Origin of the sequence: Mesorhizobium sp. M1217 (assembly GCF_040318275.1) — a bacterium.
Taxonomy (GTDB): Bacteria; Pseudomonadota; Alphaproteobacteria; order Rhizobiales; family Rhizobiaceae; genus Mesorhizobium.
The window spans coordinates 218521-234685 of the sequence record NZ_JAMYMA010000003.1 but is presented as its reverse complement, the minus strand read 5'-3'; the positions used below and the strand labels follow the sequence as shown (position 1 = coordinate 234685).

Below are 16165 nucleotides of genomic sequence, written 5' to 3'. Positions count from 1 at the left end.
TCCCAAAAGTCCGAAATGCCTGCTCTCGAGCCAAATCTGGCGATCCGCTTCCTGGCACAAGTGTGCGGCTGTCGATCCGTTGCGTCATTCGATCCTGTACGCAACGCCGGATCAAAGCGCTCTCCTCTGCAGTTGTTGTTTGGGATCCCGGGCTCGTGCCTTGTTGCCGAAACGGATTCCGGCGTAGGGCGAGGCCCCCGCAAAGCCGACATTGACGTCGCGGCAGACGTTCGTCGTCTGCGGGTCAGACTTTTCGTTTCGGGAACTGCGCGATTGCGCCAACTTCGGACGTTCAGCTTCCCTACTGCTACGGCAGGTGTAATCCTGGTTAGAAGCCTCAGCGCACCGTTCACGTCGAGAGGTGAGCGCATCAGCCTAGCGACTGGACCCTTGGCTAGGAACTCTCCGTCGTTCACATGTCGAGACCAGAGAAAGACGATGAACTCCGCAGACTAAATCGCAGACTAATTTCTCTCTCTCGTCTGCGATGTCCTTCTAAGTCATTGAAATGTTGGCGCGCCCGGAGAGATTCGAACTCCTGACCCCAGATTCGTAGTTTGCAGCTACGCCGCATGCCGGCGAAAATGGAAGACGCGTCTTCGATAGTGGGTATTGCGATGTAGCGGTCTCCCGCTACCAAATTCAGATATTTGTCCAGCCCGGAGACATGGGTAACAGTTTGTACCTAAGACATGGGTGACAATCTCGTGCCGAACGGATTGCCGATGGTCTGCAACGTCCTCTGTTCCAGGTCGAGATATCCCAGATCATAGTGCATGAAGCTGACGAGCCAAATGCCTCCGGCCAAAAGCCAAAAGTGTTACCCATGTGTCCGGTACAAAATGTCACCTATGTCTCGGGTCGCTCAGCCTGCCATATGCATCGAGATCGTAGCCGAATGCAGCCGTATCGGGCGTGGCGCTGTAGCCGAAGGCTGGTGAGGTCGGAATCAGAAAGGCACCTGCGCTCAACGGCCATTCGCCCGGCGGACCCGCCAGATGACGTTACCGACGTCGTCGGCGACGAGCAGTGCGCCAGTCTGATCGATAGCAACGCCGACCGGACGGCCCATCGCCTCGCCATTACGCCCGATGAAGCCAGTGAGCACATCTTTCGGAGGACCGCTCGGTTTGCCGCCATGGAACGGCACGAAGATCACCTTGTAGCCGCTGTGCACGCTTCTATTCCACGAGCCGTGCTGGCCGACGAAGGCGCCGTTGCCGTAGGTCGGACCGAGCCGGGCGCCTTTGGAGAAGGTCAGTCCCAGCGAGGCGGTATGAGAGCCCAGGGCGTAATCGGGCTTGACCGCCGTCGCCACGAGATCGGGGCGCTGCGGCTTAGCGCGTTCGTCGACGTTCTGTCCGTAGTAGCTGTAGGGCCAGCCGTAGAAAGCGCCGTCACGAACCGAGGTCATGTAATCCGGCACGAGATCGTCGCCGATCTCGTCACGCTCGTTCACGGCGACCCAAAGCTCGCCAGTTTCAGGATTCCAGGAGAGCCCGTTCGGGTTGCGCAGGCCCGAGGCGAAGACCCGCGTGCGGCGGGTCGACCGATCCACTTCAAGGACAGTGGCGCGGTTCTTCTCCGCGGCTATGCCGTTTTCTCCAACGTTACTGTTGGAACCAACGGTGACATAGAGCTTGCGTCCATCCGGACTTGCGATCACGTCCTTGGTCCAATGATGGTTGAGGTCCCCGGCCGGCAAGTCGATGATGTTTTCCGGCGACGTGCTGACTCGGGTCTGGCCATTGGAGTAGGGGAAAGCGACGAGCGCGTCGGTGTTCGCGACAAAGAGCTTGCCTTTGGACAGCGTCATGCCGAAGGGCGAATTGAGGCCTTCCGCGAACGTCGTGCCCACATCCGCAATGCCGTCGCCATCGGTGTCGCGCAGCAGCGTGATGCGATTGGCGCTTTTGGTCGCGGCGCCAGCCCGCTTCATAGCCAGGTCCATGAAGACCTTTCTAAGACTGAAGCCTTCGTCATGCTTGGCAGGGGCATTGGTTTCAGCAACCAGAACGTCGCCGTTCGGAAGCACATGCAGCCAGCGCGGATGGTCGAGGCCGGTGGCGAAGGCGTTCACTGTCAGCCCCTTCGCCGGGGTCGGCATACCTCCTTTCTGCCAGCCTTTCGCCTCGGCGATGTTAACAGTCGGGATCAGCGTCGGTCTTGGTTTCGGTAAAGTGGGGTTGGGGCCATAGCCGGTTATTGCCCCGGTTTTTTGCGCCGGGATGCCGGCGCAGCTTGCCATGACGGCGCCCAACACCGCTACGAGTATGCTCCCTCGGAAGCCGGCATGCATCGGACGTCCTCCGCATGGATATGTGTCGCGCTCTTTGTGCAAACGGAAGTCAGTGGCTTATTCTTCCAATTGCTTCGAAAAAAACAGCGGCGCTCGTGATCCGAGGGCCAGGAATTCGCGACAGATCTGCTCTCGGCAGAAATATGGCGCGAGAAGATTGTGGCAACCGCGCGAATATCTGTCGCGCAATATGAATCTCAGATTCGTATCGCGCGAAATCGATACGGCTTGCGCTTTTCGGTATCGAGTTGCTCATGGGCCAACATGCGTTCGAATGGAACGAGACCGTGAACGGCGGGACCCACAATGACCCACCGATTGCACCAGCCGGTGAAACAGCTGTTGTTGCTGCTTAGCAAGACGCTGCAAATCTGCTAAAGTCTGCGATGGGAGGAGACGGATATCCAATCACTGCCGATCGCACAGCCAAATGTAGCTAAGGCGACACCCGGCGCATCACTTCCGTTCGCCTATTCCCTCGCGACGCTCTGCTGGCTCCTGTCCGCCGGCGTCTATATTGCCGCCAAGTGGGTTGCCCCCGAGATGCCGCCTTGGGCGCTCTGCTTCTGGCGGCTGACGCTCGCCTGCGCGATCCTGCTGCCTATCGTCCATCGTCATCACGGGGCGATGCTCGTGCTGATCCAATCCCGGGTGATCGAGGTGCTGGTCATCGGCGCCATCGGGCTGACCTTGTGTCAGGGCATGATCTACACGGGCCTCAACTACACCAACGCGACAACCGCCGGCATCATCATGGCGCTGTCGCCGATCATGACCATGGTGCTTGCCCGCTTCGTGCTTGGCGAGCCCCTCGGTGTCTGGAAAGCGCTTGGAGCGCTGGTCGCCCTGGCCGGGATGGTGGTGATCGTGGCGCGCGGCGACCTCGCCGCGCTGATGCAGCTGCAATTCAATCCCGGCGAATTGTGGATCGTCGGCAGCGCGTTTTGCTGGGGCCTCTACACCGTGCTGCTGCGTCGCTCCAAATTCGGCATCGAGCTTCTGCCGATGGTGGTCCTGCTGCTGGGAGCCGGCGCGCTGGCCGCACTGCCTCTCTATCTCTGGGAACTGTTTTCCGGGGATCGTTCGGCGCTGCATGCGAATGGCCTTCTGGCCCTCGCCTATGTTGCTGGCCCGGGCGGCGCTCTGATGTACTATCTCTACAACCGCAGCGTCGAGACGCTTGGCGCCGGGCGCGCCAGCATGCTGCTCTATCTGCAGACCGCCTTCGTCGCCGTGCTCGCTTATCTGTTCCTTGGCGAAAGCCTACACGACTACGATCTCGCCGGCGCCGCCTTCATCGTCGCCGGCCTGCTGCTCGCCACCGCGATCAAGCCGAGGCAGCGCACGGTGCGTGTCGCGTAGCGAACCTCAGCACCGTCGCTTCGGCGAGCAGTTCGTAGAATCAAAGCACCACCCGAAGCGAAGCCGGATCATTGAAGCCGGCTCTGTACCGCGCCTTGGCCCACGCCGCCCGTTGATTAATGCCGTTCAGCAATCAAGCCAAAGGGAGACGGCGCTCGTTCCCGCCCATCCTCGAGCTCGAGCATCGAATCGAAATAAGTTTTCCAGCGCGTATCGTGAGTCACAACGCAGATCGCGACATTGCGGCTGTCCGCCAGATTCCTGAAAACCTTCATCACCATCTCCGCCCGTGTACCATCCAGTGCGGCGGTAGGTTCGTCGGCCAGAATAACGGTGGGATCGTTTGCCAAGGCCCTGGCGATTGAAACGCGCTGCTGCTCGCCGCCGGAAAGTTGGGAAGGATAATTGGAGCCGCGATGTTCAATGCCCAATGCCGCAAGAAGCCGGCTGGCTCGCGCCTGCGCCTGCTGGCGACCGACATCGTTGACCTGCATGGCGATGGCAATGTTTTCGGCGGCCGTGAGAAAGGGGATCAAGTTCGCTTTCTGGAACACAAACCCAAGATGGCTCCGCCTGAAGGCTCGTAGCTCGTTGAGCTTCGCACCGGGACGCGAAATCACCTTGCCGTCGAACAGGACCTCTCCCGTGGTCGGTGTCTCCAGCAGACCGGCGATCATCAGCAGCGTCGTCTTGCCGGAGCCGCTGGGCCCGACGATGCCGGTAACGCTGCCGGGGCTCAAGGTCAGCGAACCTGCCGCCAGCGCGGTGACCGGCGAGCCCCCGCTCTGGTAGACCTTGCTGGCGTTCCGAACCTCCAGCGTGGCGAGGCGGCGCTTCGACATCAGGCCAACACTTCCTGGGCACGGACCGCGAGCGCGCGACGAATCGCAAACCAGCTGGCCGCAAGGCTGAGTGCCATCAGCACGAACGACAACACGCCAAGATCGGATTCGGTGATCAGCACAGTTCTTGGAAACCTCGGATAGATCGTAAACGAGATGGCTATGGCCAGAACGAGGCTGCAAAAGCCGATCAACCCCGCCTGCTGCGCAATCATGCCGATGATCACCCGGTCACGCGCTCCGATCAGCTTCAGAAGTGCTATCTGCGCGACCTTCTCGATCGTCATCGTATAGATGGTCAGTGCTATGACGGCGCAGCAGATCAGCAGCGTCATCGTCGTGAAAGCCAGGATCTGGACGCGGAGCTTGCCGAGGCGGCCGTCCAGTAGAAGCGTTTCCTGGTCCTGCTGCGTGAGGACCTCGACGTCGCCCCAGCGTTTGATCGAGTCACGCACGACCTCCTTGTCCGCGCCCGGGAGAGTTTCGACGATGACGGCAGCGACACTTCCGGTCTCGTCGCCGAGACCCATGCGCGTCTTGCCCTTGGCCGCACGGTTGAGGAGGATCGCCTCGCTGGGCAGCAGTTGGTTGATGACCTGCGCGTCCGGGATGGTGACGAACAACAATCCGTCGCCACCCATGTCGACCTGCCCGGTCGACACGCCGACAATCGTATAGCTATCTCGTCCAAGCCGGATCTCGTCACCCACAACCAAGCCGAGAGTCTTGTCGGCGATAGCCTCATAGCGATTTGATTGGAAGTACCGGCCGGCGATCAACGGTATCCAGCTGCCACTGTCGCTTGGATAGTCCACACCAGTGACCGACATGCGCAGCGGAAGCCCGTCAATTTCGAACTGCTGGTTGTATTGGATGAACCGCCGCGTTGCCGCCACACCGGCCACACCGGCCACGCGGCGATCGAGATTGGCCGGAACGGCGGAAGATTCGGCGAACGGTCCGGACTTTCCCCCTTCGACGACCCAGAGGTCGGCACCAATGCCGTCGATCACGATCAAGGCTTCGTAGACAATGCCGCGATACATGCCCAGCATGCCGATCGTCGCCGCCATCAGCAGGCCGACGCCGAAAACGGTCAGGATGAACCTCAGCAGGTTATGCCTGATATCTTTGATCGCGAGATTCACCTGCCCAATGCCTGGAGGTTAACCGCCTGGTACTGGAAGCGGCCTGTCGGACTGAGCACGACATCACCCACCTTTAGGCCGCGCGTGATCTCGATATCGGTGCCGCTGGAGTAGCCCAGTGAAACAGGAGCCCAATAGGCCCGCCCGTCATGTGCAATCCATAGACCCACCCGTCCCTGGTTTCTCGCCAGGAACCGCTGTGGCACCGCAATGCCTGGTGACGGCGATTCCGCTTGGATGGTGACGCTTGCACGCTGACCCACAGCCCAGTTCGCCGGCACCTCACGCAATTTAAGATCGACCGTAAACTCGCGGGTCTCTTGATCGACCTGCCGGCCGATCCGCGCAATGGAAGCAGCGTAGGGTCGTTGCGGATCCGATGAGAAGGTGACTTTGGCTACTTGCCCCGGCCGAAGCGACCCCATTGCGGATTCGTCGAAGCGTGCCATGACCAGCAATGACGTCGGGTCGACAATCTGCATCAGTTCGACGCCCGGAGAAAGCAGGTCCCCCACCGTGCGGCTGCGGGAAACCACCACCCCGTTGACAGGCGAGCGTATGGAGGTTTCGCCGAAACGGCTTCGTATCTGCTCGACCTCGGCGGAGGCGGCCGCGACCTGGGCCTTTGCGCGCTCGATGCTAGCGGTCGCTCGCGCCAATGCGGCCTCGGCTTGCTTCTGGGTACCTTCGAAGAGGTCGAACTCGGCCTGAGAAATCGATTTGCTGGCGAGCAGGCTCTTCCTGCGATCCAGATCTGCCTTTGCAGTACGGGCGGCGATAGCCAGCCGGTCACGCTCCAATTCGGCCTCGCGCACGCTCTCCGCCGCAGCCCGGTCGTTGGCGACCGCGGCGGCAAGCTGATACTCGATTTCAGTCGCGTTTAGCGTGGCGAGGATATCGCCGGTCTTCACCTCGTCATTCCGGTCGACGCGAACCTCGGCCAGGAATGCCTGGATCCGTGCCGTCACGATGACCTGGTTGGTTGCACCAAGGAGGCCGGGTCCGGCGATTTCACGCGCGATCAGCCTTCGCTGGGCGACATAGGACTCCACCTGAGCAGGCCAGATATACCAACCAGAAAAGAGCCCGACTGCCGCCAGAACGGCAAACAAAATTAAGATGAAGCGAATCACGTATCTTTACCTGCACCGGCTTCCACCGGCCCCGCTGATCCTGGATCGACGCATCGCTATATCGCCGCCTGCTCGGCGGCGTCGACCGCCGGTTGCCCGGCCAACAGCCGTTCGATGACTTCCCTTAGGATATCTTCTGCTTCCGCATGGTCATAGCCTAATTGGTCGAATATCAAGGTCAGACCGAGACCGTTCGCGGTCGGAAAGGTACGCAGATCCATCTCGCTGGTACGTGGTTTTTCTCGTCGCATGTCAGGCAGGGGCGTCACTTTGAACATGCCGAGATCAAGCTCGCCACTGGCATGGGCCCTTTGAAGCGGGGCCGACTGCGTGGCGCGTGTCCATCTATCGACTGTTTGGGTGCCGGCGACGAAGAGGGAGGTATAGGACCCCTTGGCCACGACATCGTCATGCACGTCTCCGAAGTAGTTCGAATCCATGAAGGGCGCGAAATGGATAGCCTCTTCGATCCCTTCTCCGAGCGAACCGGCTAACGCTTCGATCGTCTCGAACCGCGACAGCCGCACGCGCACGGGCACGTCCGAGGCGACGAAATTGACATAGTTCTCCAGCCGCCGGTCGTGGCGCAAGGCTGCTGGAACCTGCATCACCATGTCGTCCACGCCGCCGCGCGCCCCGATGGTCTGCGCAAAGGCCGCGATGATCATGGCCGTTTCCGTCGTGCCGGCTGCCCTGGCACGCTTGCGCAGCGCATCCTGCTGGTCGCTGGCTATCGAGAGCGTCACGTCCTCGCTGAGGCTGCAATCGATCAGATTGACATTCGTCCGCCAGCCTTTCGCCTTGCGCCCGAGATTGGGAACCTGCGGCAAGGGCTCGACGAATACCTTGCGCAGGAATGCGTCGCGCCGCTCGAACGAACCGGGTTTTCCGACATGGTCGAAATCCCGGATGAACCGGTCGATACTCATTTCCACCGGATCAAGAGGCAGCCCGAGATAAGCCTTGACTGTCTCCTCGACGATGAGGCCGAGGGAATAGCCGTCAACGACGAGATGATGTGCCTTGGCGACGATAAGGTCGCTCTCGGAGCCGAACCGGATGATCGTGACACGGAACATCGGCGCCTCGATATCTATGCCTTCCTGCGCGAGTTCGGTTGCGCGCTCCATCGCTTCGGCCTCGTCGGCGACTTGCTCGATCCTGAAGAAATCGGTCGGCGTCCTTTCCAGATACGCGCCGTATCTAGCCCCCTTGCGGAAGAACCGGGTACGCATCACCTCGTGGCGCGCCATGACCGTTTCGATCGCTCGTCTGAGACGATCGGCGTCCATCTGCGGCCGGATCTTGAACTCCTTGCTTACAATGAATGCGGCACGCGCATGCGAAGTCGCGTCTGGATGTTCCTGGAAACGCAGTAACCCCAGTTGTGTGCTGGTCACAGCAATCTCTCTTTCGACGTTGGGCACGCCGTCGAGCGGCGAGCGCTCGACGTCCTGGCTTCCACTCGGCTGACCAGACCACTCGCGCAGCCTCCAGCCCGTTGCGGTGGGCAGCAGGCGGCCTGACGTTTCGAACTCGGAGGAAAGCTCGTCCAGAAACTGATCGAGTAGCAACCGCGCTGTTGCTTCTTCGACGACGTCGAGATCCACGCTCAGCCGGCAGACAACACCGGCGTCGCTTGCCGCTGCGGACAATTGAATCTCGTGCGCGGATGCGGGGATCGCATCGAGAGGATGGTCCAAGGCGGCGAGCGCCGTAACTTGGCTGCCGTCGAGAAAAGCGAAGCCGAATTGGCGCAGCGAAACATGGCGGATGCGCAGATCCTCTTCGAGCGCCAGTTCCAGGGACGACGTATCCATTGACCGATGCGCGTGGCCGTTTGCGTCGGCACGCTCGACCTTCCTCAGCAGATCGTAACCGAGTTCATTCATGGCTCGCAGGACAATCGGATAGGACCCATCCAAGGGGCCTATCAATCCGCTTGGTGCTCCCTCACCGCGCTCGCTATACCAGCGGTCGACGACGATTGATTGGAGCGAGAGGCGGTTTGCCAAGGCCTTGGTATAGGCGGTCAGAAAGCGCGCGGCCGGCAACTCCGATCTCGACGCGAATGCTGCTGCGGGAAGCGTAATTTCCAGCAACCCGACACGGCCCCTGTTCGTTCCCATACCGGCGGGAGACGAGGCACGACTGCGGCCGGGGATCGGTGTGATCGCAGGCGCGTGGTGAAGGATCTCCTTCCAGTAGGCGAAATCGCGACGATACTCGCTCGATCCGGGCACTGGATGAACTGCGCGCGCATAGTCGGCAAAACTAGGCGCTGCTTCGACCGCTTCCGCTTCGTCTTGCACAAGCTGCGCGAGCAAAAGGTGAACCGACAACATGTCGGCAGCCGCGCGATGAGCCCGGATTTGCAGGTCGTGACCGCCATCCTGCCGCTGCCACGCGCCGATCCGCCATAGCGGACCAGGCAGTGCCACATCGCCCAAACGACCGCCCGGCGAAAGCACTTCAACAACAGGTTGAGCCTCGAAGCCGATCTCTACGGCGCCGGACGCCGATATCGCACCCGTCATCCGGAGCGCATCGTGTCTCTCGACCAGTCGCGCCAATCTTGTCGCAAGCGCAGCCAGCGACACGCCGGGCTCAATACTCGTCTCGACCAGGATCTGATTGTCGGCCTTTGCGACGGCCGACGACATCGGCCGTCCATCCAGCATCATCGCATCGACCTGGCGGCCCAGAGGCCGGAAGGCTTCCTGCGCTGTAACGCCATCGGAACTCGATTGTGCGGCCAGGACCTGCAAGGCGGACGCCTTCAGCTTCGCCTCGAAAGCGGAAGCGACGAGGCGCGACAGTCCCGCGATCGTCGGCGCTTGCAGGAACTTGGCGACAGGGATGTCGACTTCGACCTGAGCCTCGACGCGGTTTTTCAGCTCGAATGATGAGAGGGAGTCGAGACCTAGCTCACTGAGCTTGCGGTCATCCGCCAAGGCGCTTGCCTCGACCTTGAGGACTTTCGCCACTTCGCGCCGGATCATGTCGGCGAGCAGGTCGTCCCACGCCTCGCGTGGCGCGGCTGCAAGCTCGGCCTGAATGCGAGAGCGCCCTCCGGTTCTGTCTCCAAGCAGCGGCGAAATCCTCGGATTCGTCGCTGCGCCGGGGTTCGTGCGCGCGATCGCAGCCCAGTCGATATTGGCAAAGCCGAGATTCTCCGATCTCGCGCGCACGAGATAGGACAGGGCCGCCGCCGCTTCAGAATCCTGAACCGGCTTGATGCCGACACTATCGAGATAGTTGGTCATTGCTTCCGACCTGGCAACGAATCCACTGCCGGCGATCATGCCCCAAGCGGTCGACGAGCCGGCCAGGTTGCGACCCCTGCGGTACGTAGCGATTGCGTTCAAAACAGAGTTGGCCGCTGTGTAGTTGGCCTGCCCAGACGAACCGATAACCTGCGCGATCGAAGAGAAATTCACGAAGAAATCCAGTGGGATATCGTGTTCGACGACGGCGACATGCAAGTTCCACCCGCCGGCTATCTTCGGCCTCAGCACGCGGTCGATCTTGCCTGCATCGAGCTGCGAGACGAAAGCGTCCTCGATCACCGCGGCGCCATGCACGATGCCGCGCAGAGGAGCGTCACCCCCAGCATATTCGCCGATCAGCCTGGCAACGGCGGTAGCATCGGTCACGTCCAGCGCCGCGCGAACGATGCGCGTGCCGCGTTGCTCCATGATCTCGATAGCCACAGCCGCTTCGGCATCTGGAACACCGCTTCGATTGGCAAGGATGATAGTCCCCGCGCCTTTCTGACTGAGCCAATCGGCGATCGCAACGCCAAAGCCTTTGAGCCCACCCGTGACGAGGTAGGAGGCCCGAGCGGAGACGGCGAACTGTGCGCCGAGGTCAAGTTCGATGTCCACGGAAGGTTCGTCGAAAGTGACGATCACCTTGCCGATGTGCAGCGCTCGCGAAAGCATGCGCATGGCTTCCGCCGTGCGCGATGCCGGGAAGCGAGTCGCCTCCAGCGGCTTGTAGACGCCGGCGGCAACCTTTGCCTCGACCTCCGCCAGCAATTGCCTGAAGAGGCTCTCCCTCTCCACGGGGAGCGTCGAGAGGTCGATGACCGAATAGGCGTTGTTGCGATAAAGCGAGCGAAGCCCGATCGGCTTGTCGTCGGCGAGATCGCGCTTGCCGATTTCGACCATCCGGCCGAAGGGCGCCAGGCACTCCAGGCTCTTGTCGATGCCGTTGCCAGACAGCGCGTTCAGCACCACGTCCACGCCGCGGCCACGCGTCAGGGACCGCACCTCGTCGGCGAAATCGAGAGCGCGCGAATTCATGACCTCGTCCACGCCCCATTTCTTCAGGAAGGCGCGTTTTGTGTCGCTACCTGCAGTGCCGAAGACTCGAGCCCCCACATCATGCGCGACCTGGATGGCGGCGAGGCCGACACCACCCGAAGCCAGATGGATCAGCGCGATTTCGTCCTGTGCCAATCGGCCGATATGTTTGAGTGCGTAGTGAGCGGTAAGGAACGCTGTCGGGAGGGTCGCGGCCTCGATCAGATCGATGCCGTCGGGTACGCGCATGGCGAGATCCGCCCGGAGCTTGGCGAAGCGCCTGAGGTAGCCCTTGCCCATACCCATGATGCGATCGCCGGGCTTGAGGTTGGTCACCCGTTCGCCGACCCTGCGGACGGTGCCGGCGAACTCCAGCCCGAGATTGCGCCAATATGCTTCGTCACTCTCCAACTCGTCCGGCAAGATGCTGGTGGCCGCCATAATGTCGCGGAAGTTCAGTCCGACCGCGGCGACCTCGACCATGACCTCGTCCGAAGCCAATTCGGGATCAGCGATTTCGCGCAGTACGATGTTGTCGATGGTACCAGGCCCCGTCATGGTGACGGCGAAGTTGGAAGAATCCCGCGCCGTCTCCAGCGTCCGCCGCAACGGCGCCACTTCGTGCAAAGCCAGCTGCTCCAACCGCGGGACGTAGCGTTCGGCGCCGCGCAGGACGAATTCCGTCTCTGCGGTTTCCTCCAGCACGGCACCTGAAATGCTCACCCCCGAGTGCAGCGATGTGGGATCCGCATCGATAAGACGGATGCCCAAACCTTTGAACTCGTTTGCCATTGTGCGAGCAATGCCGATTAAGGCGCTCTCACTCAGGCCTGAAAGGCTCATCGGCTGGTCACCTTGCACAAGCCGGCTGCCGGACGTGACGACAACCAGTTCGGGCCGCGGTTCGGACGAACTGTGCAGCCGGTCGATGACTTTTCCAAGCGTGATTAATTGGTGGACGATAGGCGTGATCCTGGCGAGAAGCTCGTCCCCGCCTGCTTTGTCGTCGAGTTTTTCGGGGGCGGCGGCGCTGAACAGGATGCCGCCTTTCCCACCCGATTTGGTCATGAATGCCCGGATCGTGGCGAGCGCTTCATCCGCATCGAGGTTCAGGAACGGCGCCGGGTTTGCGACCTCGACCGTCGCTCCACGGCTAACCAACTCAGCCAATGTCGTTTCGAGGCGCTGCGTTCCATCACCCACCACCAACCAGTGGGCGCAACGCAATGAGGGCGCTGCGGGTTTGGCTTCCTGCTTCTCGAAATGCTCCTCAAAAACACTGGAGCCCGAGCCGGCACCCTGCTTGGCCCTGCTGCCCCTGACCTTGCCCAGCGCCTTTGTCTGAAGGTTGTCGAGAACGATGAGCGGCTGCCCTTCCGGCGAGAATACGCTGAACCGCATTGAGTACGGGTCGAGACCCGGCCGGATGTCGACGATCACCTCGGGCGTCATCGGAGCGCCCAGCAGGATCTTGCGCGCGCCGGTTGGCAGGCGCAACTGATACTGGGCCTTGTCTTCATTAGCCGGCGGCAGCGATTCACCTGGAACCCACACGCCGTCTCGATGCGAAGCCAGGCCGATGCCGGCCTGGAGCACCGCGTCGAGCAATCCGGGGAAGGCGAAATACTGCTTCGACAAGGTGGGGTCCTTGCTCGACAGCCTGGCAACTAGGCGGTCGCCGACAATGTCGAGTGCGTTCACCGACTGGAAATAGGGACCGTATTCAAGCCCGTGCCGTTCGGCGAGACGGTAGAATTCCGTCTTTTCGACTAGGTTCGGGCGATCCAGCAGGAGGTCGGCGGGAGCTGGTGCAAGTTCATATTTGTGGCTGAAGCCATAAGCTTCGGCACGAGTCCTCCAGCCGTCGTCCGAACCCCGATGGAGCGTGGAGATGCGCAGCCTGCTACCGACCGGATCGAACGTCGTCGTAAACAATATGACGTCGTCCTCTGCGATGGAAAGCGCTTCGTACAGTTTGAAATCACGCAGCTCCACGGAGTCAGATCCGAAATGGTCGCGCAGCGCGGCCCCCATGATTTCGATGTAACCGACGGCCGGGAACAGGCAATCGCCGCTGACGCGATGGTCAGCCAGGAATTTGAAGCCTCTAAGCGTGATTTCGTTCGTCCAGGACGGCCCCGCGGTGAAGTCGCGCCATCCAAGCAGTGCGTGCCGGGGTGCCTCGAACAGGAAGCTCTTGGTTTCCTCGGATGTATTCAGCAGGCGCTGGTTGTTCCAGGGTAACTTGGGAACGGCCACGTGGCCACTCGACGATTTCGGCCGGCCGAATTCGACGCCGGCAACATGCAGGCTGCCCTCGGCCCGCGCCAGCGTCCAGAAATCGTCAGTTTTGCGATCGAGCGAGTTCACCGCGGCGGCGTCTGCGCCGCGCTCCTGCGAGATGCCTCGGATGAGCGGCGTTAGCGTGCGGTGCGGACCGATTTCCAGGAAAGTATTGATGCCGAAATCGAGGGTGAAATCCAATGCCTTGGTAAAGCTGACGGGTTGGCGCAAATTGGCCCACCAGTAGTCGGCGTCGAATTTCGTCTCGAATATGCCGGTGACGGTCGAGATGATCGGCAGACGGCCTTCTTTCCAGCCGACCGGACCCAGTTCGCCGAGGAACCATTCCTTGCAGTCTTCCAGATGCGCGCTGTGCCATCCGAAATCCATGGTCATCCGGCGGGCCGTCGCATCGGGATAGGCTTCCGCGACCTTGGCCAGTACGCCAAGCACCGCGTCCTCCATGCCGGAAATCGTTTGCGCGATCGGGCCGTTGTAGGCGGCAATGACGACGCTTTCGTCACCGGGGAGCAAAGGTTCGAGTTGCTGAACCGTCAGCCCTATCGTGGCCATTGCACCGCGCCGCTCGCTCTTCAGCGGTATGAGGCCGCGTTTGGCGATGATGCGAGCCGCCGTCTCGATATCGATGATACCTGAAACGTAAGTGGCCGCGACCTCGCCGAAGCTGTGGCCGATCAGAAGCTCAGGCCGTACGCCGGCCTTTATCCAGCGTTCGTAGAGGGATATCTGCGTAGTGAAGATGGATGCCTGGGTGACGTCGGCATCGTTGATGCGGGTCTTTTTCTCGTCCCGCAGCATCTCCTCGACGGTCGACCAGCCGACCATCGGACGCAGCACTTCGTCGAACATCTCGGCGGTTCGGCGAAACGCACGGTCTTCCTTCAACAGGCGGCGCGCCATGGCCCACCACTGGCCGCCTTGGCCCGAGAAGGCGATGGCGAGCCGACGGTTGGATGCCCTGCCGGTGATGATGGTTGGCCCTTCCGCGCTTTGCTCGACGGCTCCCTTAGCCAATGCGCGCAGTTGGGTCTGGAGCGCGGCGCGCTCCGGCTCGACGATGAGCGCAGCCCGTTGGGCGAAGTTATCGCGCGCGCTGCTCAAATGGGCGGTGATGTCTTCGACCGGCGTCTCCGCAAGGGAGCCTCCCTGCTCCAGCGCATCGGCTAGACGGCCGGCCCACAGTTCCAGTCCCGCCGTGCTGCCGGCCGAGATCGGGACGGCTATCGGATGGCCGGCTATCACCGGCCTTGGCGCACGGTTGGCGTTGGCGGACAACCCCCGCCATCCTTCCACGGCGATGGAGGCATTGGTACCGCCAAAGCCGAAGGAGTTGACGACGGCCAGGATCGGCCGGCCGTGGTGGTCGATCGGCGTCGGCTTCGTTGCCACAGCGATGTTGAGCGCGTCGAACGGAATGCTCGGATTCGGGCGCTCGAAATTCCGGTTCGGCAGCACGATGCCCTTTCCCGCCGTCAGCACCGTCTTGATGAAACCCGCAATGCCGGACGCCGATTCGAGGTGGCCGAGATTGGGCTTGAACGATCCGACATAGGCCGGTTTTGGGCGTGAATTCACACCGAATACGCGGCCGATAGCAGCCGCCTCGATTGGATCGCCGACCGGCGTGCCGGTTCCATGGGCCTCGACATAGTCGACATCGGCCGGATCGATGGAGGCGCCTTCCACCAGCGCCTCCAGCATCGCTTGCTGTGCTTCCCCGCTCGGAGACGTCAGGGTCGGCGTATACCCGTCCTGATTGACCATCGAATGACGGATCACGCCATAGATCCGGTCGCCGTCGGCAATTGCCCGGTCGAGAAGCTTCAGCAACACGAACCCGCAGCCTTCGCCGCGCACGAACCCGTCCGCCCTTTCGTCGAAGGTGTAGATACCGCCGGTCGGCGAGAGCATGTTGGCGCTGGAGAATGCGATGAACGGCCCTGGATCGAGCATGCAGTTGACGCCGCCGGCGAGCGCCGTTTCACAGGTGCCGGTGCTCAGGTGGCGCACTGCCTGGTCGATGGCAACGAGCGCCGACGAGCACGCCGTGTCGACGGCGATACTCGGCCCCTTCAGATCGAAACGGTGGGATATTCGGTTGGCCGCGATCGAGAACGCCGAACCGGTGCCGGCAAAGATGTCGCCGCCGCCAACACGTCCGCGGCGCAGGTTCTGCGCGAAATCGTTGGTCGAGATGCCGATGAACACGCCGGTGCGTCCACGGCGCAGATCAGCCAATGTGAGATCGGAATCCTGCACGGCCTCGAAGGCCACTTGCAACGCCAGGCGCTGCTGCGGGTCCATCGTTGTCACCTCGCGGGGCGACATGTCGAAGAAACTCGGGTCGAAGCCGAAAACGTCGCTGGCAAGAAAACCACCCCAGCGCGTCCGCATCTTTCCCCGGGCATCGGGCTCCGGATCATAGAAAGCATCGACATTCCAGCGATCTGCCGGGATATCGACGATGCCGCAGTTCTTCTCCAGGAGAAAGTTCCAATACGAGTCCGCGTCCTGGATCCCTCCGGGGAACCGACAGCCAATCCCGATAACTGCGATTGGCTGTGTTGACTCAATGACCTGCTGAGGGGCATCGCCCCCACGATGAATGTTCATGCCCAGACCCCCGCCTAGTATACACCGTGGATTGCCCAACCCCGGCGCATTTAAGTCACGGCGTATTTTAAGTGCATGTCCCAACGGAAGGTCCAAGAGCAAAATTCACCAGCCTAGCATTTTTGTCGCAAAATGTGTCATTTAAGCCGATCTGACT

General features: G+C 61.4%; 6 protein-coding genes and 1 pseudogene. 1 reads left to right on the top strand and 6 read right to left on the bottom strand.

Translation table 11 applies throughout. The annotated features are described in order from the left end of the window. Positions 1 to 685 precede the first annotated feature (685 nt). Both NKH37_RS34035 and NKH37_RS06245 read right to left on the bottom strand, forming a co-directional pair. Positions 686 to 799: pseudogene (locus NKH37_RS34035) on the bottom strand (transposase); the annotation flags it as partial. A 168-nt stretch (positions 800 to 967) separates the two neighbouring features. Further along, positions 968 to 2299 carry a PQQ-dependent sugar dehydrogenase gene (locus NKH37_RS06245; RefSeq protein ID WP_353040858.1) on the bottom strand — a complete coding sequence of 444 codons (1332 nt, stop codon included), beginning with the start codon at positions 2297 to 2299 and terminating at the stop codon, positions 968 to 970. A gap of 402 nt (positions 2300 to 2701) precedes the next feature. Here NKH37_RS06245 and NKH37_RS06240 point away from each other — a divergent pair, with 402 nt between their 5' ends. Further along, complete coding sequence (locus NKH37_RS06240) at positions 2702 to 3661, top strand: DMT family transporter (protein ID WP_353004933.1); 960 nt, start codon at positions 2702 to 2704, stop codon at positions 3659 to 3661. Positions 3662 to 3777: 116 nt separating this feature from the next. On the opposite strand, the gene NKH37_RS06235 is transcribed toward NKH37_RS06240, so the two are convergent. The 4 genes from NKH37_RS06235 to NKH37_RS06220 are packed head-to-tail and all read right to left on the bottom strand — an operon-like array spanning position 3778 to position 16008. Further along, positions 3778 to 4503 (bottom strand): ABC transporter ATP-binding protein, encoded by a 726-nt coding sequence (locus tag NKH37_RS06235; protein ID WP_353004808.1) that lies wholly within the window; start codon positions 4501 to 4503, stop codon positions 3778 to 3780. Continuing rightward, positions 4503 to 5651, bottom strand: a complete 1149-nt coding sequence (locus tag NKH37_RS06230) for an ABC transporter permease (RefSeq protein WP_353004806.1) — start codon at positions 5649 to 5651, stop codon at positions 4503 to 4505. Before NKH37_RS06230 ends, NKH37_RS06235 begins: the two co-directional genes overlap by 1 nt. After that, the gene (locus NKH37_RS06225; RefSeq protein WP_353004804.1) at positions 5648 to 6784 is read right to left on the bottom strand and encodes an efflux RND transporter periplasmic adaptor subunit; all 1137 of its coding nucleotides are present in this window, start codon (positions 6782 to 6784) and stop codon (positions 5648 to 5650) included. The genes NKH37_RS06230 and NKH37_RS06225 overlap by 4 nt, the downstream gene beginning before the upstream one ends. Before the next feature lie 56 nt (positions 6785 to 6840). Then, positions 6841 to 16008, bottom strand: a complete 9168-nt coding sequence (locus tag NKH37_RS06220) for an SDR family NAD(P)-dependent oxidoreductase (protein WP_353040856.1) — start codon at positions 16006 to 16008, stop codon at positions 6841 to 6843. Positions 16009 to 16165 lie beyond the last annotated feature (157 nt).

Bases quoted from the DNA above. Each gene is read 5' to 3' on its own strand.
- NKH37_RS06245 (WP_353040858.1), bottom strand. From the start codon at position 2,299: ATGCATGCCGGCTTCCGAGGGAGCATACTCGTAGCGGTGTTGGGCGCC.
- NKH37_RS06220 (WP_353040856.1), bottom strand. From the start codon at position 16,008: ATGAACATTCATCGTGGGGGCGATGCCCCTCAGCAGGTCATTGAGTCA.
- NKH37_RS06235 (WP_353004808.1), bottom strand. From the start codon at position 4,503: ATGTCGAAGCGCCGCCTCGCCACGCTGGAGGTTCGGAACGCCAGCAAG.